The sequence below is a fragment of the Amphritea atlantica genome (genome assembly GCF_900111095.1).
Lineage (GTDB): Bacteria > Pseudomonadota > Gammaproteobacteria > Pseudomonadales > Balneatricaceae > Amphritea > Amphritea atlantica.
Map to the genome: position 1 here is coordinate 72,827 of NZ_FOGB01000009.1, position 26,047 is coordinate 98,873.

The following is a 26,047-nucleotide window of genomic DNA, read 5'->3' on the forward strand; positions in this document are numbered from 1 at the left end:
CGATAAGCCCCCTCACTAAGGCGCATAAGCCTCTGATAACAACAGTTTCACCTCGGCTATGGTGACATGCAGCGTCGCTCCGTTAAGTCAATAGTTTTCAGTTTTAGCTGCCGCTGCACGTAGCGCCATTATTTCCGCATAAGCGGTCGGGTCATGCCTGCATGATCGGCAGGTACCAGTTCTCGCCAATTACCATCCAGCACAACGACGGCTCCCACTGGCAATTCATCAACCTCAGCAGCCTTGCGGGCCAGTTACAAAGCATGCGCCACCCAGTGTAAATCTTCGTTTGAATTCATAAATATCAATATACACAAAAATTATTCTGATGCCTTAAGAGCTCTACTCATGCTACAGGAAGTATGGCAAACCGGATTGATCTGAGACATACCGCAAAGCCTTAATGTGGAAGATACTTAGATAGTCAGTTTGGTGAGTTTAAATAGCCAGGTTTATTTAACTCAACAATCAATCACTGTACGGTTGATTGCAATGGATTGATCTGCGCCGACCAGGCTACGCTTTGAAGGACAGACATTAACTGTATTGTTAACAATAAATATTGCACTCAGTCAGGGCGGACTAAGCAGATAATAGAACAAAGCGATTGAGAAGGCCGATGAAAGCCACAGTCACGATAACAAAAATTATACAATTGACGGTTATCATACTACTCGGCAGTACCATTACTGCTCTTTATGCCCAGCCCAGCCCCCTTTCACCGACGATTCAGCCTGCGAACCCTCTTAAAAGCCTGCCCGCTACACCAGTCTTTCACCACATGACCATTGATGATGGCCTGTCTCACAATTCGGTATTCCACGTGCTGCAGGATCGTCAGGGTTTTATCTGGATGACCACGGTCGAAGGCATTAACCGCTACGACGGCATAACGATGACCACTTTCATGCCCCAGGCCAGGGGCAGCAAAAGCACGCCGCAGTTCTACCAGACGATGCTCGAAGGTCGTGATGGTACGCTGTGGTTCTGCAACTATGGTGCCGGACTGGTTCGATATGATCCGGAAAACGATAGCTGGAAATACTATCAACACGATGAAAACAACCCCAACAGCCTGGCCAACGATACCCTGTGGCTATTGTATGAGGACCGTGATGGTATCCTGTGGGTTTCCACCTTCAATGGTCTGAGCCGCTTTGACCCGGCTACCGAGCAATTCACTAACTACCTTCATAATCCGGATGATCCTAACAGTCTGGGTGGCACGGTTGCGGGTCAGGTCATTCAAAATGACGATGGCAGCTTCTGGGTGGGTACCTTCGGTGGCGGACTCGACAAGTTCGATCCGGCGAGCGGCGTCTTTACCCACTACCGGCACGACCCGGATGATCCAGATAGCCTGAGCGACGACGGTGTCGATACGATCTGGAAAGATCCCGACGGCACACTCTGGGTGGGAACGGCTAACGGCCTCAATCATTTCGATCCTGCCAGCGGCCGCTCCATTCGCTATATGCACGATGAAACCGACAGCCATAGTCTGAGCCACAACTATGTCGTTGATATGAAGCGTGATAGCCGTGGTGATCTGTGGATCACCACCTGGGGTGGCGGACTCAACCGCTTTGATGAGCAAAAGCAGCAGTTCATACGCTTCCAGAGTAACCCGCATGACCCAGACAGTTTTAGCAATGACCTCGGTCTGTACTTCTCCGAAGACCGCAACGGGGCACTGTGGTTTGGCAGCATGGGGGGTGCCAACCGATATGATCCCGATGGGCAGCGATTCGCCCGCTACCAGCATCAACCGGACAACCCGAATTCGTTGCCAGCAGGCCGGGTGCGTGAAATCACCCAGGACAAGGACGGCATCTTCTGGATCGCTATGTGGGATCAGGGCGTGGTTCGCTTTGACCGGGAGCACAATGCTTATACGCGTTACCAGGCTGAACCAAACAACCGCAACAGCCTGAGTAACGATAATGTTTTCGACATCCTCTATGATCCGCGTGGCTGGTTGTGGGTCGCCACCACTGCAGGATTGAACAAGTTTGACATCAGTAGCAAAACCTGGACCCAGTACCATGCCGACGAGGCTAATCCCAATGCGATGGCCAGCGACTGGGTCTCCGGCGTGGAACTCGATGCTAAGGGTAACCTGTGGCTGGCTGTGTATGGCGCAGGCCTACATCGCTTCGACCCAGTCAGCGGTATCTTTACACGCTTTACCTATGATCCGAGCGATCCGCACAGCATGCCGGACAATGTGAATCTGAACTATGTGAAGGCTGAGGCGGATGGCAAGCTGTGGATAGGCGGTGATGCGTCGGTTAGCCTGTTCGATCCGCTAACCGAGAAAGCGCTGAATTTCACCCCCGACCAGCACGGCATTAGCGGCCTTACCAGCCATCAAACCTATCAGGATCGGCAAGGCAGAATATGGGTAGCAACCACCAGCGGGGTGAACCAATATGATCCTGCAAGTAAGCATTTCACCACCTATCCAGAGATTAGCGCTGTGTTGGCCGATGATGCTGACGGTAATCTATGGGTGATTGCCGGTAAAAGCCTGGCGCGCTTTAACCCTGACAGCCGCAGCCTGCGCCGCTATGACGAGAATGATGGACTATTGAGCAATTCACTGGAAAACACGGCGGGGTATACGAGCCCCAGTGGCGAAATATTCGTCGGCGGGGCCAAAGGTTTCAACAGTTTCTTTCCCGATCAGTTGCCTGATAACCCGACTCCTCCGCCAGTGGTTTTAACGAAGTTTGAACTGCGTAACAAGCCGGTTGCAATCGGTGATAACTCGCCATTACAGCAGAGTATCGGCTTTACCCGGCATATCACCCTGCCTTACAACTACATCTCACTCAGCCTGGAATTTGCCGCCTTAGATTATCGTGCGCCAGCAAAAAACCAGTACGCCTATATGCTGGAGGGCTTTAACCAGAGCTGGATATCCACCGACACTGCGAATCGACGCGCCACCTATACCAATCTTGATCCTGGGGATTACACCTTCCGAGTCAAGGCTGCCAACAATGACGGCGTATGGAATGAACAAGGGGCATCGCTGATAATTACGGTTACACCGCCATGGTGGGCAACCTGGTGGTTCAGGACTCTGGCCGGGCTGTTTATCGTCGCCCTTATTATGGCCGGGTATCGCTATCGTGTGCGAAAATTTCACCAGAGGACCGAAGAACTTGAGCGAGAAGTGACACTACGTACACGTGAATTAACCGAGTCAAACCAGCAGTTACAGGATGCAGAGAAAGCTGCTGATGAAGCCCGGCGACTAGCAGAAGCGGCAAACAAAGCCAAGAGCGTGTTCCTGGCCAATATGAGCCATGAGTTGCGTACCCCACTCAATGCCATCCTGGGCTATACCGATATTCTCTATCGCAACCGCGACGTTGGCAGCTCTGCTTACGCGGGCCTGGATATCATCCAGCACAGCGGTGAACACCTGCTGACCCTGATCAACGACATCCTTGACCTGGCCAGAATAGAGGCGGGTAAGCTGGAAATCCACTCTGCGCCAGTTAACCTGCCCTACTTTTTACAGCAGATTATCGCCATTATCCGTGCTCGAGCCGAGGATAAAAACCTGTCACTAACCTATGAACCCCTTTCCCCTTTACCCGGGGTCGTGGTGACGGATGAGACACGTCTGCGCCAGGTCTTGCTCAATCTGTTGGGTAATGCGGTTAAATTCAACGATGAGGGGAATGTGTCGCTGATCGTCTCGGTGCTGCAACAGCTACGGGATGACGATGTGGAAGTTGTCACCTTGCGTTTCCGGGTAGAGGATTCTGGCGTAGGCATCGCGCAGGATAAACTGGAACGGATCTTCCAGCCCTTTGAGCAGGCGGGTGAAACCCTTAAGCGTGAGGAAGGCACCGGGCTCGGTCTGGCGATCAGCCGTCAGATTGTGCAACAGATGGGGGGGCAGTTGCTGGTTAAGAGTGAGCTGGGGCACGGCAGTACCTTCTGGTTCGACCTGACGTTCCCGGTATCAGCCAGTATGCAGGAGGAACCATCATGGACGCGTCCTGTTACCGGTTACGAAGCGGACGCACAATACAAAATACTGGTGGTTGACGACAGGCTGTTTAACCGGCAGTTACTGGTAGATTTACTACAACCACTGGGTTTTGAGGTGAAAGCAGCCGAAAATGGACAGCAGGCGGTAGAGATGGCCCTGCAGTGGCGGCCAGACGTTATCGTGATGGACCTGGTGATGCCAGTCAAATCCGGGATAGTTGCAGCAAGAGAGATGCGCCAAAGGCCGGAATTAAACGATGTGATAATGGTTGCGGCCTCGGCCAGTGTGTCAAAATCAGATCGGGGCGAAAGCCTTGCAGCCGGCTTTGATGAGTTTCTCCCCAAACCGATCGAAGTGCAGTATCTGCTTGATATACTGGCCGCACGACTGGGATTAACCTGGGCATACGCTGAGGAAGAAGATAGCTCAAGCGAAGTCCCCCTGCTCGTACCGCCCAGCGAATATCTGTTAGAGTTACTTCAACTAACCGAACAAGGGCAGATCTTTGAAATACAGACGTTAGCCGCACATCTGGAAACAGAGGATGAAGCCTATGGCTCATTTGCTCGGCACCTGCAGAAACTGGCCAAAGGGTTTGATATGCAGCAGATTGTCGAGTTTCTCAACAGGTTCAAGTGATGACTGAGTATCTGAATAAAATCGCTGAAACCCTCGTATGCCGTGTCATGCAGCATACGGCAGCACAGTTTGCCTACCTGTCTGTCGAACCTGACCTCGAATTATTTGCGTTGGCGGCTAAGGATGAAGAGATTGAATTCCAATATGCTCCGACATCTGGATTTCGCACTATTGCCGAGTCCATTGTCGGTTATGTGAAAAAGACCGGCCGTGTCGTATTGCTTGCTGATGTGGACACAGATAGCGGTGAATTTGCCGATGACAAACATCTGTTGCAGGCAAAGCCAAAGTCACTGCTTTGTTCGCCGATCATCATCCAGCAGCAAACACGCGGAGTCATCTATCTCGAAAACAACAAACCAGGGGAAAGTTTTACGCAACAGCAGGTATCGGTGATTGAAATGCTGGTTTCCCTGGCTGCTGTTTCATTTGAAACTGCCGATGACTTCGATGCGTTAACTGAAAACGAGGCGAACTACCACCTGATCTTTGACAACTCCCCAGTACCAACCTGGGAGGACGATTTTTCTGCGATAAAGTGTTTTTTCGACGATCTGCGCAATAGCGGAGTGAACGATATAGAAGCTTACTTTGATCAGCATCCAGAAAGCGTTCACAGATGTGCGGAGCAGGCCAAAATCGTAGAGGTAAACAGAGCAGCATTGAAGTTACACGGGGCGACTAACAAAGCAGAATTGCTGGCAGGCCTGATTAATACCTTTACCCGAGAAACGCTCGATACATTTCGCGATGAGCTGATCCAACTGTGGCATGGTAATACCAGAATAAAAAGCGATGCGGTGGTTAAAACCCTTAGCGGTGAGCGACGAAATGTGATGCTCAATCTGACTGTCTGCCCAGGCTATGAAGAGAGCCTGTCCAAGGTTTTCGTATCGCTGATCGACATCACACAACGTAAAGAAACCGAGTTGCAACTTAAACAGGCGCTGACATTTAGTGAGGGAGTGATTAACGCCATACCGGATATCCTGATTAAGGTAAATACAGAAGGAAGGTATCTCAACGTCTGGACACGGCGGCCAGAATTACTGGCAGCCCCCAGAGAGGAACTGATTGGCAGGACGGCCTATGAGATTCTCCCGCCTGAAGCAGCCGATGTCTGTATGAACGCCATCCGCCAGGCGGATGCGGAAGGTGTATCAATAGGGAATATCCTGCGCCTGGATCTGCCCGATGGTACCCGCTGGTTTGAGCTATCACTCTCTAAAATACCCGCTGAAGACTCCGACGCTGATGTCGACTTTCTTGTTCTCTCACGCGATGTGACCGAACGCATGCATATGCAGGAGAAACTGCGTGCCAGTGAACAGAGAGTGCAGGCAATCCTTGATCAGACCTTCCAGTTTATTGGTCTGTTATCCACGGATGGCACAATCCTGAAAGCCAATCGCGCCGCATTAAACCTTGTCGGTATCGAGGAAAGTGAGGTCGTCGGCAAGCCCTTCTGGGAGACGCCCTGGTGGGCCCATTCCATTGAACTGCAACATCAGTTGCAGGATGCAATTCGCCGTGCTGCGGGTGGAGAGTTTATACGCTTCGAGGTAACCCATCCTGACAAGGATGGTAATTTACACAATGTCGATTTCTCGCTTTCACCTATTACCGACGCCACTGGCCTGGTTCTTCAGTTGATTCCTGAAGGACGGGATATTACCGAGCAGAAGCGGAAAGAAGAGGAGCTGAGGCATTATCGTCTTCATCTTGAAGAAGAGGTCCTGCAGCGCACCAAAGAACTGCAGATAGCCAAGGAAAAAGCCGAGGTTGCGAATCAGGCCAAAAGCACCTTTCTAACAAATATGAGCCATGAGCTGCGAACTCCCCTTAACGCGATCCTCGGCTATGCTGATCTCCTCCAGCGAACGCGCAAGGACAATAATCCTGAGGCCGATGGTCTGAATATCATTAAGCATAGCGGCGAGCACCTGCTTACGCTGATCAATGACATACTCGATCTGGCGAAAATTGAAGCAGGCTCACTGCCCCTTACGCCAGCCCCCTTCCATCTTGACAGCTTTATACGAAAAATTTTAGGTATCATCCAGCCCCGGGCCGAGAAGAAAAAACTATCATTCACCTACGAGAGCCTGTCCCCATTACCTCACCTGGTAGTGACTGATGAGACGCGCCTGCGTCAGGTATTACTGAATTTGCTGGGCAATGCAGTTAAATTCAACGATAAAGGCAGCGTGACCCTGACGGTACAGGCACTCGATACCATTAAAGAGAACGAAACAACGACCTTACGCTTCAAAGTTGAAGATACTGGTATCGGTATCGCCCCAAGTGAACTTGAGCGGATATTCCACCCCTTTAACCAAGCCGGCGAAGTCAGCATGCGAGTGCAAGGCACGGGGCTTGGTTTGTCCGTCAGCCGTCGAATTGTCCAGGAAATGGGAGGAAAACTACTGGTTGAAAGTGAATTGGGCCGGGGCAGTTCTTTCTGGTTTGACATATCCCTGCCTGTGGCAGAGGGCGCCCCCCCTCAAAAATCTGAACTGCTTCGCCGCATCACCGGTTATGTGGGCAAGCAACGTAAAATTCTGGTGGTTGATGACAAGCAATACAACCGCCTGCTGCTAAAGGATCTACTGGAACCCCTGGGCTTTGCGATTGACACAGCAGAAGATGGACAAGCAGCGATAAATAAAGCTTTAAGCTGGCAACCAGACATCATCGTGATGGATCTGGTGATGCCGGTAAAATCGGGACTCGAGGCGGCACAGGAGATTCACCTGTTGCCTGAATTGAAGAACATTTTTATTCTTGCCGTTTCCGCCAGCGTGTCAGAAGCTGATCGTCAAAATAGCCTGCAAGCAGGCTGTGATGGCTTTCTGCCTAAGCCCATTCAGTTGGATCGCCTGCTGGACATTCTTGAAACACAGCTTGAATTGACATGGGTTTATACTGATACGCCAGCAGAGCCGGAATTATCACTGATTGCTCCACCTATTAAGACATTGACTCTGTTGCATGATTTAGCAGAAGAGGGAAGAATATTCGATATTCAGAAACAGGCTATGCATTTGGAAAACGAGAACGAAAGGTATGTCCCTTTTGCACGTCACCTGCAGAAACTGGCGAAACAATTCGATATTGCACAGTTACAAGTTTTTATCACGCAGTCCAGGGGTAACAGTGAATGAATGAGCCTGACCAATATTCTGATGACCTCTTTGACCCTGTAGATCATGCGATATTAATTATTGATGATATTCCGGCTAACCTCAGTCTGGTAGCTGAAAACCTGTCCGCAACCGGTTTTCAGATCAAGGTGGCGATCAATGGCGAGTCTGGACTGAAAATCGCGATGGATCACCCCCCTACACTGATTTTGCTGGACGTACATCTGCCCGATCTGGATGGTTTTGAAATCTGTCGCCGCCTGAAGGCGGACGATAGGACCCGGGAGATTCCCGTTATCTTTATGACAGCGGCAGACCAGACGGAAAGTAAAATTCTCGGCTTTGACGTTGGCGGCGTTGATTACATTACCAAGCCGGTTAACCATCAGGAAGTGTTGGCACGGGTCTCCATGCAGATTCGTTTTAAGGAATTGACCCGCAGACTAAAGGATGCGAAACAAAACCTTGAGTGTCGCATACAGGAGCGCACGTCGGAGCTGGCTCAGGCAAACGAATACCTTAAAAAAGAGATTAGCGAGCGTGAGAAAATTCAGGTAGCTCTTATCAGGAGTGAGCAGGAGTATCGCAATCTGTCCGATAACTCACCTGACAGCATTGCCCGTTATGATCATCAATGTCACGCCATCTATTGCAACCCCGCTCTATCCAAGGCGTTGGGGTTATCTGAAGAAGAAATACTCGGCAAATCACCCGCCGAAATAACAAATTACAGTAAAAGTCGAAAGATTCTTGAGTTTGAATCGAAACTCCGCCAAGTGCTGCAAAACGGCCAACCCGCAGAGATGGAGCTGACTATACGGCATACCGATGGAGAGCCCCGAAACCAGTTCGTGCGCTTTGCTGCAGAACATGACCCCTTCGGCAACATTGTTTCAGTGCTGGCCATCGGCCGCGATATCACGCAAAGAAAAAAGGATGAAGCGGCATTAAAACACCTGAACCGTGAATTACGCGCGATCAGTGATTGTAATCAGGTACTGGTACGCGCTGAAAACGAACAACAGTTGCTCGATGACATATGCCATATTATTTGCAATGAGGCCGGTTACTTCCTCGCCTGGGTGGGGCTACAGGCAGACAGTTCAACCCACACCATCAGACCCGTGGCCTCAGCAGGACCAGGCACCCAACAAGGCTATATTGAACGACTGCAAGAATCCTGGACAAATCACGATCATGGTCTCAGCGGTGCTACCCTGCGTAGCGGAGAGATTACCTGCGTTAATGACTTTGTGACGGATAGTAAAGGACACCCCTGGCTCAATATCGCCGCTGAGTTCGGTTATGAATCATCCATTGCCTTGCCCCTGAAAGATGAGAATCAACACACCTTTGGGGTTCTGAACATCTATTCAACCGAAAAAAATGCCTTCATAGAAGAGGAACAACGTTTACTATCTGAGCTCGCAGAGGATCTGGCCTTCGGGATCGTGACGCTACGCAGACGTATCGAGCATAACCGGGCCGAAGAGCAGATCAGAATTGCAGCCACGGCCTTCGAGGCCCAGGAAGGCATCATCATCACCGATGCACAAAAACGGATTCTGCGCGTCAACGCAGCCTTCACCGAGATAAGCGGCTTTACTTCCGAAGAAGCAGTGGGTTCAACACCAAACATACTCAAATCGGACTACCATGATTGCGCTTACTTTCAATCGATGTGGGACAGTATTATACGGGAAGGAGCTTGGCAGGATGAGATCTGGAACCGTCGTAAAAACGGTGAAGTATTCCCCGGATGGCTGAATATTACAGCCGTGAAAAACCTCTGTGGTGACATTACCCATTATGTCGGGACGCTGACGGACATAACCGAACGAAAGCAGGCCGCAGCAGAAATCGAACATCTTGCCTACCATGACCCCCTGACCCTGCTACCAAACCGCCGTTTACTGTTAGACCGGCTGGATCAGGCATTATCCGCCGGAAATCGCAGCCAACACAAAGGGGCCCTGCTGCTCATCGATCTGGACAACTTCAAAACCCTGAATGATACCCGTGGCCACGACGCCGGTGATCAGTTACTGATCGATGTTGCCCGACGACTGATGACCTGTGTGCGTAAAGGCGATACCGTCGCTCGTTTTGGTGGTGATGAATTTATGATCTTGCTCAAGAACCTGAGTTCTGACCTTCAGGAAGCCGCCGAACAGAGCCGCCGAATAGGGGAAAAAATACTGCATGAACTCCATCTGCCCTATACCATCGAAGGGCAAAAACAGCACATGACCACAAGCCTGGGGATTACTCTGTTCAGCGACGCTGAAAATAGCGCACACGACCTGATAAAACAAACCGATATTGCAATGTATCAGGCCAAGGCCGATGGTCGAAATACGCTGTGTTTCTTCGATCCTGAAATGCAGGCAACCGTTATTGAACGCGCAACCCTTGAGGCTGCGTTGCGCTACGCAATAGAGGACCAACAATTTATTGTTCATTATCAGCCCCAGATCGATAAGCGGAGCAATATTATCGGCGCCGAACTGTTGCTTCGATGGAAGCATCCCGAGCGCGGGATGGTACGTCCCGATGAGTTTATCCCGCTGGCAGAGGAAACCGGACTGATCCTGAAGGTTGGCAGGTGGGTTCTGGAAACCGCCTGCAAGCAGCTGAAAGTCTGGGCAGATCAACCCTATTTTCAGAACCTGAATCTGGCGGTCAATGTCAGTCAGTGCCAGTTTCGCGAGGACGACTTTACGGATCAGGTACGTCAGATACTGGAGGAAACCGGTGCACCACCTAAGCGTTTAAAACTTGAACTTACCGAAAGCTTATTAATCGATGATATCGAGTGTTCAATAAATAAAATGCATAGCCTCAGAGCCCTGGGCGTGGAGTTTTCACTGGATGATTTTGGGACAGGTTACTCATCGCTATCCTATCTGACTCAACTACCGCTGGAACAACTTAAGATTGACAGATCCTTCATCAGTACTTTACCGGACAGTCACAATGATGCGGTGGTGGTACAAACGATTATCACTATGGCACAAAGCCTGAAGCTGTCAGTTATCGCTGAAGGCGTGGAAAACGAAGCCCAAAAGCAGTTTCTGGAGCAGCATGGCTGCACAAACTATCAGGGCTATCTCTTCAGTAAACCGATAACGGTGACAGAATTTGATGCGTTTGTGGCGACACACATTCCCCTTCACCCGCATCAAAATTGATCGCAGCTTTGTCGCACAACTCACCCCCTGAAAGCCAGGCGCTGATCCGGGCTATTATCGCCATCGGCGAAGCACTGCGACTCGATATCTCTGCAGAAGGTGTCGATAATGAGCAAACAGGCCCGCATCCATACCGCACCCGGCTCTGGACAGGTTCAAGGCTACTATCTGGGGATCCCCATGCCAGCCGAAGCAACACAGACCCTGATCGAACAGCAGGCGGCAGCTTCTTCCGAGTCATGAATATGAAAACCGCAAGCTGATAAAAGAGGCGATGCTCACCCTCAACTCTCTATACCCTGCTAATCATCGGTTTGATACCAGATAGCAACCGTGGGTCGCCTAACCAGAGACGCTGAACTAAGGTACTGTTCTCTATAGAAACCAAGCGGGCTATTTCCATAACTACACACTATGAGTGTCATAGGATATCCCGTCCCCTGGCCATTTAAATTCCATGGTTGGTTGAGGTTTTTTTATGACTTTGAAACTGATGTAACTTCATAATAAAAATCATTGATACAGAGGCCAAGCGGTTAAAACTGGTTCGAAGCCTGCCAGCTCTGGTCACGCTTATTCTGCTGATCATCAACCTTGTCATCTGGCATCAAACAACCACCAACACAGAAAAAGCCTGTCAGGACTATTTCGACTTCCAGGTTCATGATGCGATCATCAATATTGAGAACCGCCTGTCCAAATACCAGCAGGTGCTGTTTGGTGCCCGGGGACTGTACGATGCATCCAGAAGCGTCAGCCGTGCGGTTTACCACCGTTTCGTCTATGCACAACATCTCGAAGAGAACTGCTGACAGGTTAGGTGATATGGTCCCATTACACTGTGCGCTGGGCCAAGTATTACTGGTCCTGGTCCGCCATCCACTTGTGTAGTGGTGCCGGACTTTAAAGATTTGCAGCGATGTAGAGATTGTAGGCCTAATTTCCCGTAGCGAATTGCAGGAGGCACTTTTCAGGCAATACACCTCCAGAATCGCTTAAAGCCTGGTTTACTGTCAGTGCTCTTAGCCAGGTCGGAAACTCCCTCCGTTGGCCTGACATTTTTGTTTCAGGTCATCAGAACCCGAGGTGTAATCATAAGTGGTTTGCTGCCCAGTAGAACTGCTTTGAGTGCAACTTGGTGCATTGCTGTCGCATGACGAAACAATACGACTACCAGCTTGCTGACACTGTTGTTTAAATTGTTCAAAGCGTTGCTTACTGTGCAGGGTGTAGTTAGTGCAGATAAATACGCCCTGAGTGTAACAGGAAAACGAAAAATTGCCGATTGCATCAGCGGATGAAGTACCAGTGCCAGTCCCGCTGCCAGAGCGCGGCAGATTGGTAATTGAAGAAGTCAGGGTATTACCCATGGCAGAGCCCCAGCTTTCTCCACTCTCCACACTATTGGCGATCTGCACCGCATTCTGCGATGCCTGCTCGACGCTGATATTACCATTGGCCACCGCCCCGGCTTGTAACAGTATAGAAGCCATACCAGCGAGGTAGCCAGTACTGGAGCGGTCACTTGCTTCCTGTTGCTGTTGAGCGATTTGCTCGCGGCGTTGACGTTTCCAATCGTTGATAGCGTCTGTAATCTCTTCATCATTAGTGTTTATCTGCTTTTCCAGGCTGGCCAGCATTTTTAATTGCTGGTCAGCGGCCTGACTGGATGCCGGCTGGATTGAGCGTTGCTCCTGCCATTGCATGCAGGCTTGGTAACGTTGCTGCTCCTGTTTGTTGGCGCGATCCAGCAGGGATTCATCCGGTAACTGATAACAGCCTGTGTTGTTTAATGAACACTTGCAGCGGTTTTTCATACGCTCGTTGTAGCCACGAATACTTTTCATCGAATCATCAAGAGCCAACTGCTCTCGAGCGGCATATATATTGTCGAGACTGGTATCAGGCCCCTTTGTATATGCTTGTGATGGCTGTGGTGTCGTTGTAGCCGCTGGTTGATCTTCAGCCAGCATGCTGTCTAGTGATAAGTTGCTGGGATTGACTGGTGCCTGCTGCGCCTTTTCGGAAAGCGGGGACTCAGTTGCCATCATAGCGTCCAACGACATACCGGTATCAGCCTGCTGAGTCTTAAGGGGTGGCAGGGGCCTCGGCCAGCTTTTGAACCAGTGCTCAATACAGTTGTATTCCCCTGGGCCCTTACAATGCTGCTCGACTTTATTGTAATCCGCCAAACTGATGGGGTGACCTTTGTGATAAACCTGTTTGCGAATGTGTTCACACATCCAGTCGTTACAGTCGTTGAAACGATCACGATCTGCGTTATAGCCTCCTACAGTAATTTTATATTCCGGATCATTACGGTAATCGACGCTGGGGTTCTCCCGTTTAAGCTCGGCATAGGCCGACTGATCATCTGGCAGTGTCCGCACTGTCTGGCAAAACGGACTGCTGGCATTGAGCCAACTGCGCACCCCGGAAAGGAAGTTCGGTAACGCATCGACCATATAACCGTGACAGGCACTGCGGATAGTGAAATCCAGCTGTTTTTCAAACGCTTCATTGCTGGGTTCTGCCCTACTGGACAAGCTAACCAGTAACAAAGAGAGGGTTAGTATTGTAGTTTTAAATAAGTTCACCATCCGCTCCTTGCCAGTCAGAGTTTAGACTCGGCCTGATTGATCATTTCTAACGCTTGGGCATAGTGGGTTGAACCGGTACCTTGCTCGTTGATGTATTGATACAGTTTCTGCATCGCTTTGGCAGGCTGGTTAGTTTTCAACAACGCCTCGCCGTAGAAATACTTCAACGACGGGTCAGTGGCTATCGGCAGGCCTTCCAGCTTGGGAAAAACGTCTAATGCGGCTTTATAATTTTGCTGTTTCAAAAACTGGGACAATTGCACCATATATTTATCGCGACGCACGTTGGCGGGCAGCTTAGCTTCCAGGGCATCCAGTTTTTGCTGTTGCTCTGCTTGCTCCTGTATTTGGGAGACTTTTTCAGCGACAGCGGCCGGTATCAGGTTTGCTGATAGTTCAGATTGCAGCTTAAGGCACTTATCCGGTTGATTGCCATTGATGCAGGCGTCCCGGTCTTCCTGAATAGAGGATATCCCCGCAAATGCGATGGTTGCCTCAGTCGCCAGTGGTTTAACCAAGGTGTAGTTTTTTAGGGTCTGCGCCCCTTGCTGTCCGTCAATTGGTGCGATTTTAGGATGAACCGGCTTCCAATAAGAATAGTGGCTGTCAATAACCCAGTAAGAGACCTTCCCCGGTTTCGTTGTTTTCACAACTGTCTGAATGTCGCGTGACGGGCCGTAAAGCACATCTTTAATGGTCAGTTTATAGGCGGCGTTATTGGGGAATAACTTCAGATGTACCGCCTGCCCTTTATCCAGGCGAGCTATTTTGGTGGTACCAAAATATAAGTCATAGCTTTCGTTGTTGGGTGAGGGGGACATGATATAAACATGGGTAAGGTTCTTTTCAGCCGTGACTTCTGAGGAGATCAGCTCATTGCTGGCAACGTTAGTGCTTTTCAATGCAGGTTGTACGCAGCCAGTCAGTGCCATGACGAAAAAGATAAGTAAAAACCGCTTACGAATCATGTTGCTCTCCTACAACGCTGATATTCTGTCAGGTTAAAGTTTTGATTCTGCATCGTTAATCATTTCCAATGCTTGCGCATAATGGGTAGCGCTAGTGCCTTGCTCATTAATATATTGATACAGTTTCTGCATAGCTTTGGCATGCTGATTGGTTTTTAACAGTGCCTCGCCGTAGAAATACTTCAGCGACGGATCAGTAGCAATCGGTAGTGCTTCCAGTTTGGGAAATACATCCAGGGCTGCTTTATAGTTTTGTTTTTTTAGAAAACTGGAAAGCTGGACCATATATTTATCGCGACGAACGCTGGTGGGTAACGCCTCTTCCATGGCGATTAACTGCTGTTTGCGGGCTTGTTCGGTCTCAATTAATTTTATGTGTTCAACAATACTATTGGGCGCGAAGCCTTTGGGCAGACGTTGCACCAGTTGCTGGCAGGGAGGTAGTTCGTTCTGTTTCAGGCAGCTATCCAACTGTTGATTGAAACCGTTAGCTGCCAAAGCAATCTCAGGCATGGGGACTTTAGCCTGGACCATAGCATAGCTGTTAAGGCGATCCAGTGTTTCATTCACCGTCAGTCGTTTTACTTCTGCAACGTTGGCATGTTCCATTTCGGTATACACATCAAAGGCTTTGAAGGTCCCAGGTGCCAGCGTTTTTAAAACTACCTTCCTTAACATATGCTCGTTTTGCTGTTCCCAATCTTCCCCGTACACAAAGTTATATTGCTGGTTGGGGAGCAGTTCAAGTTTCAGCCCTCTTTGTACCGGCAAAATAGCTATAGTTTTGCCGTTGAGGTTGACTCTAAGATTAGCTGTTCTGCCATTCATAGAGTTGGCATAGTCCGTTGCCCGTAATAGTTTAGGAACAAAGATATAAACAGTGGTTAGTTTAGGGTTCTGACTGAGCAAGCGTTGCGCCTGTTCCTGACTGCTTGGCACAGATGCGCTGCTTGCAAGCTCGGAGGTCTGTGTTGTGACCTGATTAGTCTGACAGCCCGCTAGCATAAGTGCTGCCAGGAATATCAGCCACACCCCCTTACAATTGGTATTCATAATTGTGACTCAGCTTCATTAATCATTTCCAACGCCCGGGCGTAGTGAGCCGCACCGGTGCCCTGTTCATTGATGTATTGATACAATTTCTGCATCGCTTTGGCAGGCTGATTGGTTTTTAACAGTGCCTCGCCGTAGAAATACTTCAGCGACGGATCAGTAGCAATCGGTAGTGATTCCAGTTTAGGAAATACATCCAGGGCAGCTTTGTAGTTTTGTTTTTTCAGATAACTGGAAAGCTGAACCATGTATTTATCGCGACGTACAGAAGGCGGCATTTTCGCTTCAATCGCTTCAATGCGGCGTTTATTTTCCTCGGCAATCACCGTGATTTGGTGTTCCCGGGCTGCCATGTCGCCTTGCCAGTTGGGTTCGTAGGTTGGTGACTGAACGAATTGATACCAGAAACGATGTGTCGATTTTGAGTCTGCATTCGCCAATTCTGCGAACTGGGATGTTTTGCCTTTGGTACAGACATCGCAGATAAACCAGTCAGTGACGATCTTGCCGTCGCTATTTTGGGTCAGATCGTCTGGCAGTTTAGCATATAGCTTAATAGCCTTTGGGTCTTCGCCGGTACTGGTGAAATTCAACATGGCCTGAAGCCAGGGATTCCAACTGGCCTTCAATTCTTTGCTCAGATGCAGAGGCGTAATCAAAAACCGGTAATAGTTACCATTGGCGGTTTTTTTTAGTTCCAGATCGATATCCAGCACATAAGTGTTGCCAATGAAATCCCCATTGTTATACAAGCGGTTAGGGGTGTCTTCGTCTGAGATCACACGAGTGGTATAGTAGCCTTGCTGGGGAATACCATCGGCCTTTATTAGTTGATCGGGGTCGCCATAGCTATCGTTCATATTATCGACGTCAAGCGTTACGGCACAGCCGCTTAACAATCCCACTAAAACCAGCAAGGTAAAATATTTGTAGTGTTCTATGACGCTTTTCATGACGACTCCTTCGTTCTGTCACTATGCGGTTAGGTTAAAGTTCAGATTCTGTGTCGTTAATCATTTCCAACGCTCGGGCGCAGTGGGCTGCGCCAGTGCCTTGCTCGTTAATATTGATAAAGCTTCTGCATCGCCTTGGCCAGCTGGTTGGTTTTTAACAACGCTTTATTGTAAAAATACTTTAGCAACGGATAGGTATCAACCGGTTAGGATGCCAGTTCGGGAAATATATCCAATGCCGCTTTGAAGTTTTGCTGTTTTAGATAGCTGAACAGCTACAGCCTATATTTATCACGACGCATGTCGGTGGCAATTGACCGTCCAATTTTGCTTACCGTTCATCTCTCCTCTTAAACTATTTCAGCTTGGGAGCTTCATCTTATGCGGTTTGGTGAAGGGGCTTTCTGGATAGGCATCAATAAAGCTTTAACAGGCCGGGCCAGTGTTACTTTTCAGACACTTTGTAGTGGAGTGAGATTATACCGCTTGCGAATCTGGGTCTAGGTGCCATAGGCTAACAGCGGCCTGGAGGCATCACCACGACCATAGCAGAGAACGATTGTAGAGGGTGGCCCAGCACCATACTCCGGATGGTCAGGATCAGTGGCCCCAGGTAACGACCAGCATCCTTGTCGCTGGAGGCCCTCCTGCTCGCCGCATAAGCATGACCGTGCCTTCATCCTGATCTGAATCTGCGCAGACAACAAAAAGCCCGCATCAGCGGGCTTTTCATTTTCAGACTATATCACTCCCACTCAATGGTCGCTGGCGGCTTAGAGCTAACATCGTAGGTCACCCGTGACACATGGGCAATCTCATTGATGATACGGCTGGATACCGTTTCCAGCAGCTCATAGGGCAGATGCGCCCAGCGAGCGGTCATAAAGTCGATGGTTTCAACCGCGCGAAGTGCAATAACGTATTCGTAGCGGCGACCATCGCCAACCACACCGACAGACTTCACCGGCAGGAATACTGCAAATGACTGACTGGTCTTGTGATACCAGTCCGCTTTGTGCAGCTCTTCCAGGAAAATCGCATCCGCTTCACGAAGAATATCGGCATACTCTTTCTTCACTTCGCCAAGGATACGCACTCCCAGACCCGGACCGGGGAACGGATGGCGGTAAACCATATCGTAAGGCAGTCCCAGTTCCAGACCGATCTTGCGGACCTCATCCTTAAACAGCTCACGCAGTGGTTCGACCAGATCCATCTTCATATCGTCCGGCAGGCCACCGACGTTATGGTGAGATTTGATCACATGCGCTTTACCGGTTTTTGCCGCGGCAGACTCAATCACGTCAGGGTAGATCGTACCCTGCGCCAGGAAGTTCACCTCAGTCAGCTTCGTGGCTTCCTCATCAAACACCTCAATAAAGGTATTACCGATGATTTTACGCTTGGCTTCGGGATCATTTTCACCCTTGAGGCGCCCCAGGAACAGGTCTTCCGCATCAACACGGATAACCTTGACCCCCATGTTCTTAGCGAACATGTCCATCACCTGATCGCCTTCATTCTTGCGCAGCAGACCGTTATCAACAAACACACAGGTCAGTTGCTCACCAATCGCTTTGTGCAACAGTGCCGCAACCACCGATGAGTCCACACCACCGGAAAGACCCAGCAGCACTTTCTGATCCCCAACCTGCTCACGCACCTTGTCGATCAGGTCAGCAATAATATTGGCCGGATTCCAGAGCGCGTCACAGTCACAGATATCACGAACGAAACGTTCCAGAATTCGCCCACCCTGTTTAGTGTGAGTCACTTCCGGATGGAACTGTACGCCGTAGAAGTTTTTACCCGGATGACACATCGCTGCAACCGGAGCACTCTCGGTGCTGGCAATCACATTAAAGCCTTCCGGCAGATTACCCACCTTATCGCCATGGCTCATCCATACATCCAGCAACAGGGAGCCATTATTAGCAATATGGTCCTCTATACCTTCCAGCAACCGGCTCGGACTGTCTTCGAGACGTACTTTGGCATAACCGAATTCACGCTGATCAGAGGATACAACGCTGCCACCCAGTTGCTCAGCCATCGTCTGCATACCGTAGCAGATCCCCAGCAATGGAATACCCAGTTCAAAAACTGACTGAGGAGCGCGGGGAGAGTTGCCCTCGGTAACGGATTCCGGTCCGCCCGCCAGGATAATCCCTTTAGCGTTATATTCACGGATTTCAGCCTCATCCATATCCCATGGATGAATCTCACAGTAAACGCCGATCTCACGTACCCGCCGGGCGATCAGCTGTGTATATTGCGAACCGAAATCCAGAATCAGAATTCGTTGAGCATGAATATCTTGTGACATTTCGATGACTCCGAAATCATCGCCAATACCTATGCAGGTGTATGCTGGCGATTGGCTGTTTTAGCAGCGTGTTAAAAAAGAAAAAGTGGGAGGGCCGAAGCCATCCCACCTGTTTTAATCATTCTGAAGCGATTATCCGACGCGATAATTAGGTGCTTCTTTAGTAATACTGACATCATGAACATGGCTTTCAGCCATGCCTGCACTGGTGATGCGAACAAACTGTGGCACCGTACGCATCGTCTGAATATCCGGGCTACCGGTGTAGCCCATTGAGGAGCGCAGCCCTCCGACCAACTGATGCACAACACCACCCATCGGACCTTTACAGGCCACCCGGCCTTCAATGCCTTCCGGTACCAGTTTCTCAGCACCTTCCGCTGCATCCTGGAAGTAACGGTCAGAAGAACCGGTGGTCTGGGCCATTGCCCCCAGAGACCCCATGCCACGGTATGACTTATAGGCACGTCCCTGGAACAGCTCAACCTCTCCCGGCGCCTCATCAGTACCCGCCAGCATAGAGCCGATCATCACAGCAGATGCACCTGCTACAATCGCTTTGGACAGATCGCCAGAGAAACGCACACCGCCATCAGCAATACAGGGTACGCCGTAAGGTTCAAGCGCTGCGGCCACATTGGCCACGGCACTGATCTGTGGAACACCAACACCGGCAACAATGCGTGTCGTACAGATAGAGCCAGGGCCGATACCCACCTTAACACCATCGGCACCCGCTTCGGCCAGCGCCACCGCTGCCTCAGCTGTGGCAATGTTACCACCGATCACCTGAACATTCGGATAAGTTTGTTTTACCCAGGACACACGCTCAATAACCCCTTTGGAGTGACCATGGGCGGTATCAACAATAATCACGTCCACACCCGCTTTAACCAGTGCATCAACACGATCTGCCGTTTCTGCCCCGGTACCAACAGCAGCACCCACCAGCAACTGACCTTTACCATCTTTAGCCGCAATCGGGTGGGTGGACGCCTTATTCATATCCTTAACGGTCATCATACCGCGCAGTGCGAACTGATCATCAACCACCAGAATTTTTTCGATCCGGTGTTTGCGCAGCAAGTTGCGAACATCATCAGGGTCGGCCCCTTCAATCACCGTTACCAGGCGCTCTTTAGGGGTCATAATGGATGCAACAGAGGCTTCCAGTTTCTTTTCGAAACGGGCATCACGTCCAGTCACAATACCCACCAGCTCACCGTTATCAACAACAGGAAAACCGGAGAAGCCGAGACGGGCAGACAGGGCGTTCAATTCACCAACGCTCATATCCGAACTGCAGGTGACAGGATCACTGACAACGCCGGCTTCATACTTCTTGACCTTGCGGACCTGTTCAGCCTGCTGCTCAATAGTCAGGTTTTTATGGATAATACCGATACCACCTTCCTGCGCCATAGCAATAGCAAGGCCGGATTCAGTAACCGTATCCATAGCGGCGGAGACAAGAGGAATGTTCAGGGCGATGCCTTTGGTCAGGCGTGTCTTTAACGAAACGTCTTTAGGCAGAACCTCGGAGTAACCGGGAACCAGTAGAACATCATCAAAAGTGAGGGCTTCTTCAGCGATTCGCAACATGGGTGAGATTGCCTGTAGTGTCTAAAAAAATAAGACGCGGGATTATAGCCTTTTGTCGAACGTCCGACAATCAAAATGCAACGAATCCCAGCCATTTTTATTCAATTCAGCCATTCTGCCAAACAGCCGTTACAAAGCGATGATCGGTTGGTTTAATATGCGCACTATGCAACCTTATACACACGCCCAGAATCAGACCGCCAACAGAACCGACAACCGGGCTCTGAGTGTCAGCGAACTCAACCGCCAGGTAAAATCCCTGCTGGAAAGTTCTTTTCTCACCATCCACGTGGAGGGCGAGCTTTCCAATGTGGTTAAAGCCAGTTCGGGACACTGGTACTTCACCCTCAAAGACCGGGACGCTCAGGTGCGTTGCGCGATGTTCCGCAACCGCAATCAATACCTGAAATACCAGGCTAAAAACGGCGACAAGGTCGTCGTCAGGGCGAAAGTCAGCTTATACCCGGGTCGGGGTGACTACCAACTGATCTGCGATTATATGGAAGAGAGCGGTGTCGGCTCACTGCAGCAAGCCTATGAAGCGCTCAAATTCAAACTGCAGCAACAAGGCCTGTTTGATCCGGCATTTAAAAAACCGGTCCCGACTCACCCGAAACACCTGGGCGTGATCACCTCACCCACCGGAGCGGCGGTTCACGATATTCTGACCGTGCTCAAACGCCGCTTTCCCTCACTCCCCGTGACACTGTTTCCAACCGCCGTACAGGGGAGTGAAGCCGCCGCTCAGATAGCCAATGCGATCCGACTGGCAAATGAGGATGGTCGCTGTGATGTATTGATTGTCGGTCGTGGTGGTGGCTCTCTGGAGGACCTGTGGCCGTTTAACGAAGAGATCGTAGCGCACAGCATATTTCATAGCGAGATCCCCATCATCAGCGCTGTCGGTCATGAAACAGATGTGTCTATCGCTGACTTTGTTGCGGATATGCGCGCCGCCACCCCCTCGGCCGCAGCAGAACTTATCAGCCCGGATCAGCAACAGATTCTGCTGCGCCTGCAACAACTACAGCAGCGACTGCTGCGCGCCTGGCAGCGCAACCATCAGCAACGCCAACAGCAGTTGCAATGGACCCGCAGCCGGTTACGCCACCCCGGTGACAAACTCAGGGAGCAGGCACAGAAACTGGATGACCTTGAACTGCGGATGCAACGTGCGGTCAGACACCACATTGAACGACAAAAACAGACGTTCAAACAGCTGCAACAACGTTATCAGCGCTGCTCTCCGATGCCCCGTATCGCCGCCGGGCAGCAGCGTAAAGATGAGCTGGAGCACAGATTATTCACCCTGATCCAGACCCATCTGAAACAGAGCAACCTTAAACTCAGCGGCCTGGCGGCCACACTCAACAGCGTCAGCCCTCTGGCAACGCTGGACCGCGGTTACGCTATCGTTCAGGATGAACAGGGTAAGGTAATTCAGGATATCAGCCAGATAACACCAGAAAGCACCGTCGAAACACGACTCAGTAAGGGCCGCTTTGTCAGCAGAGTCACTCAGGTTATACAGGAGTAAAAAATCACTATGCGTCTTTTCAGTTTTATATTCACTCTGTTACTCAGCTACTCCGCTGCAGCGGTTGATCTGCCCCAGGAATCAAGGGTTCCCGGCGGTATCGCTCTGATACCTCTCACCGGTCTGAACAGCGCAACGGCCCCATCTGCCTGGTATAAGGGTAACCGGGTGATGGTTTTACCCACCACAGAAACGCCCTTTTCACAACAGGCGTCCTGGGTCGCGGTGATCGGTATTCCGCTCTCGGCTAAGGCTACAAAAGATCAGCTGATGAAAGCCGATGGCAAGAGCTTTCCATTCCAGATTCAGGATAAAGAGTATGAGGAGCAGCGGCTTACCGTTACCAACAAGCGTCACGTCAATCCAAACAAGCAGGACCTGGCCCGCTATAAGCGCGAAAAAACGGAGATGGTTGCAGCATTCAAAAGCTGGAGCACACCTCAGATCAGCAGTGTGAACTTTGAACTACCCGCCACCGGCCGTTTCAGTAGCCCGTTTGGCCTTAAACGGTTTTTCAACGACCAGCCACGCAATCCTCACAGCGGCCTGGATATTGCCGGTGGTCAGGGGGGGGCTATCAGCGCCCCGGCACCGGGTAAGGTCGTTGCCGTTGGCGAATACTTTTTTAATGGCAACACAGTGATAATTGATCACGGTTATGGCCTCACCACCATGTACTGCCACATGAGCAGAATTGATGTAAAGATCGGCGATCAGCTTAATACCGGCGACAGTATCGGCGCTATCGGTAAAACCGGTCGTGTTACCGGGCCTCACCTGCACTGGAGCGTTAGCCTGAATAACACCAGGGTTGACCCCCTGCTGTTTGTTAAACAGTAACACTGCAGACGAGATATAGGCGTCTAAATATGATAGGCTTTTGCGCTCTTTAAACCGAACCGACAGAGTACTCATGTCTGATATTAAATTTGAAACAACTGAACAGATCGCCAGCTACGGTATCGGCCGTCAGATGGGCGACCACCTGGCCAACCAGAGCTTTGAGGGCGTTGAACTGAATGCCGTCATTGCGGGTATCCAGGAAGCGTTTGCCGGTGAAGCACTGAGCATCGAAGGCGAAAAAATCCAGGCTGCATTTAACGAGATTCAGGCTCGCATGCAGGAAAAAGCTGAAAAGCTGGCGAAAGAGGCTGCCGCAGAAGGCGAGCTTTACCTGGAGAAGAACGCTCAGCGCGAAGAGGTATTTGTTACCGATTCAGGCCTGCAGTACGAAATTATCACTGCCGGTGAAGAGGGTGGCGTAAGCCCAACCCGTGAATCGACCGTACGTACTCACTACCATGGTACATTCACCGACGGCAAAGTGTTCGACAGCTCTTATGATCGCGGCCAGCCAGCAGAATTTCCTGTCGGCGGTGTGATTGCAGGCTGGACTGAAGCGTTGCAACTGATGACCAAAGGCGCTAAATGGCGTCTGACGGTTCCTTATCAGTTGGCATATGGTGCCCAGGGTTCACCCGGCGGTATCCCACCCTATTCAACGCTGGTATTTGATGTAGAGCTGCTGGATATTCTGTAATCAGTTATCCACAACTGTTGTAATACTAAAGACCGGCCGCTTCTGCCCCGGTCTTTTTTATGGAGCACACTTATGCAACTGCACCTTCAGGTCTCCGGTAGCGGAGCCCCCCTGATCATTATGCACGGGCTGTTTGGCACCCTGCTGAACTGGAGTGGACAGATCAAAGCCCTGTCAGAGCACTTCACGGTTTATGCCGTGGATCTGCGCAACCATGGGCGCTCCCCCCACACCGACACCACCAGCTACCCGCTGATGGCTGATGATATTATCGAACTGATGGATCAGCAGGGGCTGAAAAGCGCCCATATTCTGGGCCACTCCATGGGTGGAAAAGTGGCTATGCAACTGGCGATGAATCACCCTCAACGGGTCGACAAGCTGATTATTGTCGATATCGCCCCGGTACAGTACCCCAACCACCACAGCGATGTATTCCGCGGTCTGAATGCAGTACAACTCGGTAGCCTGAAGTCCCGTGGAGAAGCAGATCAGCAGTTGGCGCACTATATCGATGAACTCAGTGTACGTCAGTTTCTGCTCACCAACCTCTATCGAACCGAAGCGAAACAGTTTGCCTGGCGGATGAACCTGCCGGTGCTGGAAGCCTGTTATGCTGAGATTAGCAAGCCGCCCTCTGGTCCTGCTTTCGAAAAGCCCGTACTGTTTATTAAAGGCGAACTCTCAGATTATATCACTGCAGACTACCGCGATCAGATACTCAGGCTGTTCCCAAAAGCCGACTACCGGATGGTACAGGGCACCGGACACTGGCCGCATGCGGAGAAAGCCTCAGTGTTTACCCGACTGGTATTAAACTATCTGTTGAAATGATGACAGTGCAGATATCAGCCCTTGTATGAGCAGTTGATACACGCTTGATGATCAGAGAAGATCAGATGGAATGTGCTGAATTGATCTGAAACAGATCAGTTGAAGACTTTACAAGTAATTCTGTTAACCTGCCGGGTACTAACAACCATGACTAAAGATCCCGACTACCCCGGAGAGAGTGCTGACATGCACCCTCAGCAAATCAAACCAACTACCACTGAGTGGCATTGGTGAGTTTCAGTTTTCAGAACTTATACGACACTCCCATACCCAGACGCCCGTTAACACTACCCAGCCACACACCGGGATCTTTTCGGTCTTCAGAGTTAAGACTGTAAAGTGCATACACACCGGATGACACCCGCACCAACACAAACTGACCGGTGTCAACATTCAGACCAGACCGGTTGCTTCGCGCCATCTGATAGAACTTGCCTGAGAGATCAATCTCCTGCTCAGTCTGCTGTTCAGACTGGCCGGCTTGCTCCTTATCGTTCTGTTGCAATTCTGCACGCCCGATTGCACCTGCTATCATGTCCATCAAGCCGTCCAGTCCGGCACAGTTTCCACTGCAGGGCAGCAGCAGAAGGAGGGACATTACTGGAATCAGATATCTGTTCATAGCCTTACACCTATTAAAAGCTAATGAAGTTTCAATCAATTCACGTGTTGTTAGCCCCCCCAGGCCTCAAACCTCTATACAAACGCTCGTTTGATCACGTTACGAACAGAAGATAACACAGCCCAACAGTATAAAAAGTGATCTCAATCAGTTTTTGCCAGTTAAATTACCCAACTTGGGTAATGGATAACAACCTGTTCCACAATGACGACAGGGTTCTTAACGCAGGTGTATTTGATTAGAATCAGTTGGCATTTCATCTCTGGTTTTGCTCTTTATTACAAGCCTTTTTTATAAGCCCGTGAGTAAACACCATCCTTTAACCTGCATAAACCGGTTTCGCGATAAAACAGCTGACAAGTGCCACGACCATAAACACTCAACCCGGGCTTTAAAGGATTTTGTTACAGACACAAAAAAGGCATGTCATTACGACACACCTTTAATTATTACGTTGGTAGCGGGGCCAGATCTAAACCGACGACCCTCCTGCCCTTATTAAGAGCTGAGCCCGACGCCTGATCTCAAATTTCAGACAAAAAAGACCAACCTTTCGGCTAGTCTTGTTTTCCGTTGTAGTAGCGGGGCCAGATCTAAACCGACGACCTTCCCGAGCGTTTATTAAGAGCCGAGCCCGACGCCTGATCTCAGATTTCAGACAAAAAAAAGACCAACCTTTCGGCTAGTCTTGTTTTCCGTTGTAGTAGCGGGGCCAGATCTAAACCGACGACCTTCCCGAGCGTTTATTAAGAGCCGAGCCCGACGCCTGATCTCAGATTTCAGACAAAAAAAAGACCAACCTTTCGGCTAGTCTTGTTTTCCGTTGTGGTAGCGGGGGCCAGATCTAAACCGACGACCTTCCAGCCCTTATTAAGAGCCGAGCCCGACGCTTTCTATGCCAGCTTCAAACCACCGAATTTCAGGCAAAAAAAGCCAATCTTTCGATTAGCTTATCTTTCCGTTGTGGGAGCGGGGCCAAATATAAACCGACGACCTTCCAGCCCTTATTAAGAGCCGAGCCCGACGC

General features: G+C 50.3%; 16 protein-coding genes. 8 read left to right on the forward strand and 8 right to left on the reverse strand.

The genetic code is table 11. The features are described 5' to 3' along the window. The first annotated feature begins 781 nt into the window (after window positions 1-781). From BMY09_RS14730 to BMY09_RS22440, 4 genes are all read left to right on the forward strand, one after another. Window positions 782-4,651 (forward strand): hybrid sensor histidine kinase/response regulator, encoded by a 3,870-nt coding sequence (locus BMY09_RS14730; RefSeq protein WP_175483555.1) that lies wholly within the window; start codon window positions 782-784, stop codon window positions 4,649-4,651. Further along, window positions 4,651-7,815 (forward strand): PAS domain-containing protein, encoded by a 3,165-nt coding sequence (locus tag BMY09_RS14735; protein ID WP_091359854.1) that lies wholly within the window; start codon window positions 4,651-4,653, stop codon window positions 7,813-7,815. The genes BMY09_RS14730 and BMY09_RS14735 overlap by 1 nt, the downstream gene beginning before the upstream one ends. Further along, window positions 7,812-10,985, forward strand: a complete 3,174-nt coding sequence (locus BMY09_RS14740) for an EAL domain-containing protein (RefSeq protein ID WP_091359857.1) — start codon at window positions 7,812-7,814, stop codon at window positions 10,983-10,985. The genes BMY09_RS14735 and BMY09_RS14740 overlap by 4 nt, the downstream gene beginning before the upstream one ends. 108 nt (window positions 10,986-11,093) lie before the next feature. Then, window positions 11,094-11,228 (forward strand): hypothetical protein, encoded by a 135-nt coding sequence (locus BMY09_RS22440; RefSeq protein ID WP_261832981.1) that lies wholly within the window; start codon window positions 11,094-11,096, stop codon window positions 11,226-11,228. A 293-nt stretch (window positions 11,229-11,521) separates the two neighbouring features. Here BMY09_RS22440 and BMY09_RS14745 read toward each other — a convergent pair whose 3' ends face one another. The 7 genes from BMY09_RS14745 to guaB form a co-directional block, all read right to left on the reverse strand. Continuing rightward, a complete protein-coding gene (locus BMY09_RS14745) occupies window positions 11,522-11,779 on the reverse strand; it encodes a hypothetical protein (protein ID WP_091359860.1) in 258 nt (85 codons plus the stop codon). Window positions 11,780-12,007: 228 nt separating this feature from the next. Next, window positions 12,008-13,582 (reverse strand): hypothetical protein, encoded by a 1,575-nt coding sequence (locus tag BMY09_RS14750; protein WP_139203197.1) that lies wholly within the window; start codon window positions 13,580-13,582, stop codon window positions 12,008-12,010. A 17-nt stretch (window positions 13,583-13,599) separates the two neighbouring features. Beyond that, complete coding sequence (locus BMY09_RS14755) at window positions 13,600-14,553, reverse strand: hypothetical protein (RefSeq protein WP_091359865.1); 954 nt, start codon at window positions 14,551-14,553, stop codon at window positions 13,600-13,602. Between the two features lie 33 nt (window positions 14,554-14,586). Beyond that, window positions 14,587-15,606, reverse strand: coding sequence for a hypothetical protein (locus BMY09_RS14760; RefSeq protein WP_091359868.1), 1,020 nt, complete (start codon window positions 15,604-15,606; stop codon window positions 14,587-14,589). After that, the gene (locus BMY09_RS14765; RefSeq protein ID WP_091359870.1) at window positions 15,603-16,559 is read right to left on the reverse strand and encodes a hypothetical protein; all 957 of its coding nucleotides are present in this window, start codon (window positions 16,557-16,559) and stop codon (window positions 15,603-15,605) included. The genes BMY09_RS14760 and BMY09_RS14765 overlap by 4 nt, the downstream gene beginning before the upstream one ends. A 745-nt stretch (window positions 16,560-17,304) precedes the next feature. After that, window positions 17,305-18,885 carry a glutamine-hydrolyzing GMP synthase gene (gene guaA, locus BMY09_RS14770; RefSeq protein ID WP_091359873.1) on the reverse strand — a complete coding sequence of 527 codons (1,581 nt, stop codon included), beginning with the start codon at window positions 18,883-18,885 and terminating at the stop codon, window positions 17,305-17,307. Between the two features lie 132 nt (window positions 18,886-19,017). Beyond that, window positions 19,018-20,487, reverse strand: a complete 1,470-nt coding sequence (gene guaB, locus BMY09_RS14775) for an IMP dehydrogenase (protein ID WP_091359876.1) — start codon at window positions 20,485-20,487, stop codon at window positions 19,018-19,020. 166 nt (window positions 20,488-20,653) lie between these two features. On the opposite strand from guaB, the gene xseA reads away from it, so the two are divergent. The 4 genes from xseA (at window position 20,654) to BMY09_RS14795 (ending at window position 24,398) form a co-directional block, all read left to right on the forward strand. Further along, window positions 20,654-22,024: an exodeoxyribonuclease VII large subunit gene (gene xseA, locus BMY09_RS14780; protein ID WP_091360079.1), complete on the forward strand. Its 1,371-nt coding sequence runs from the start codon at window positions 20,654-20,656 to the stop codon at window positions 22,022-22,024. A 9-nt stretch (window positions 22,025-22,033) separates the two neighbouring features. Further along, complete coding sequence (locus BMY09_RS14785; RefSeq protein WP_091359877.1) at window positions 22,034-22,864, forward strand: peptidoglycan DD-metalloendopeptidase family protein; 831 nt, start codon at window positions 22,034-22,036, stop codon at window positions 22,862-22,864. 73 nt (window positions 22,865-22,937) lie between these two features. Continuing rightward, window positions 22,938-23,564 (forward strand): BamJ family beta-barrel-assembly machinery protein, encoded by a 627-nt coding sequence (gene bamJ / locus BMY09_RS14790; protein WP_091359879.1) that lies wholly within the window; start codon window positions 22,938-22,940, stop codon window positions 23,562-23,564. A gap of 72 nt (window positions 23,565-23,636) precedes the next feature. Beyond that, a complete protein-coding gene (locus BMY09_RS14795) occupies window positions 23,637-24,398 on the forward strand; it encodes an alpha/beta fold hydrolase (RefSeq protein ID WP_091359881.1) in 762 nt (253 codons plus the stop codon). A gap of 244 nt (window positions 24,399-24,642) precedes the next feature. Here the strand turns inward: BMY09_RS14795 and BMY09_RS14800 are convergent, their stop codons facing one another. Next, the gene (locus tag BMY09_RS14800; protein WP_175483556.1) at window positions 24,643-24,939 is read right to left on the reverse strand and encodes a hypothetical protein; all 297 of its coding nucleotides are present in this window, start codon (window positions 24,937-24,939) and stop codon (window positions 24,643-24,645) included. Window positions 24,940-26,047 lie beyond the last annotated feature (1,108 nt).

Coding starts and splice junctions, on each gene's coding strand:
- BMY09_RS14785 (WP_091359877.1), top strand. CDS start 22,034: ATGCGTCTTTTCAGTTTTATATTCACTCTGTTACTCAGCTACTCCGCT.
- BMY09_RS14735 (WP_091359854.1), top strand. CDS start 4,651: ATGACTGAGTATCTGAATAAAATCGCTGAAACCCTCGTATGCCGTGTC.
- BMY09_RS14760 (WP_091359868.1), bottom strand. CDS start 15,606: ATGAATACCAATTGTAAGGGGGTGTGGCTGATATTCCTGGCAGCACTT.
- xseA (WP_091360079.1), top strand. CDS start 20,654: ATGCAACCTTATACACACGCCCAGAATCAGACCGCCAACAGAACCGAC.
- guaB (WP_091359876.1), bottom strand. CDS start 20,487: ATGTTGCGAATCGCTGAAGAAGCCCTCACTTTTGATGATGTTCTACTG.
- BMY09_RS14755 (WP_091359865.1), bottom strand. CDS start 14,553: ATGATTCGTAAGCGGTTTTTACTTATCTTTTTCGTCATGGCACTGACT.
- BMY09_RS14745 (WP_091359860.1), bottom strand. CDS start 11,779: ATGTTGTGCATAGACGAAACGGTGGTAAACCGCACGGCTGACGCTTCT.
- bamJ (WP_091359879.1), top strand. CDS start 22,938: ATGTCTGATATTAAATTTGAAACAACTGAACAGATCGCCAGCTACGGT.
- BMY09_RS14730 (WP_175483555.1), top strand. CDS start 782: ATGACCATTGATGATGGCCTGTCTCACAATTCGGTATTCCACGTGCTG.
- guaA (WP_091359873.1), bottom strand. CDS start 18,885: ATGTCACAAGATATTCATGCTCAACGAATTCTGATTCTGGATTTCGGT.
- BMY09_RS14795 (WP_091359881.1), top strand. CDS start 23,637: ATGCAACTGCACCTTCAGGTCTCCGGTAGCGGAGCCCCCCTGATCATT.
- BMY09_RS14740 (WP_091359857.1), top strand. CDS start 7,812: ATGAATGAGCCTGACCAATATTCTGATGACCTCTTTGACCCTGTAGAT.
- BMY09_RS22440 (WP_261832981.1), top strand. CDS start 11,094: ATGAGCAAACAGGCCCGCATCCATACCGCACCCGGCTCTGGACAGGTT.
- BMY09_RS14765 (WP_091359870.1), bottom strand. CDS start 16,559: ATGAAAAGCGTCATAGAACACTACAAATATTTTACCTTGCTGGTTTTA.
- BMY09_RS14800 (WP_175483556.1), bottom strand. CDS start 24,939: ATGGACATGATAGCAGGTGCAATCGGGCGTGCAGAATTGCAACAGAAC.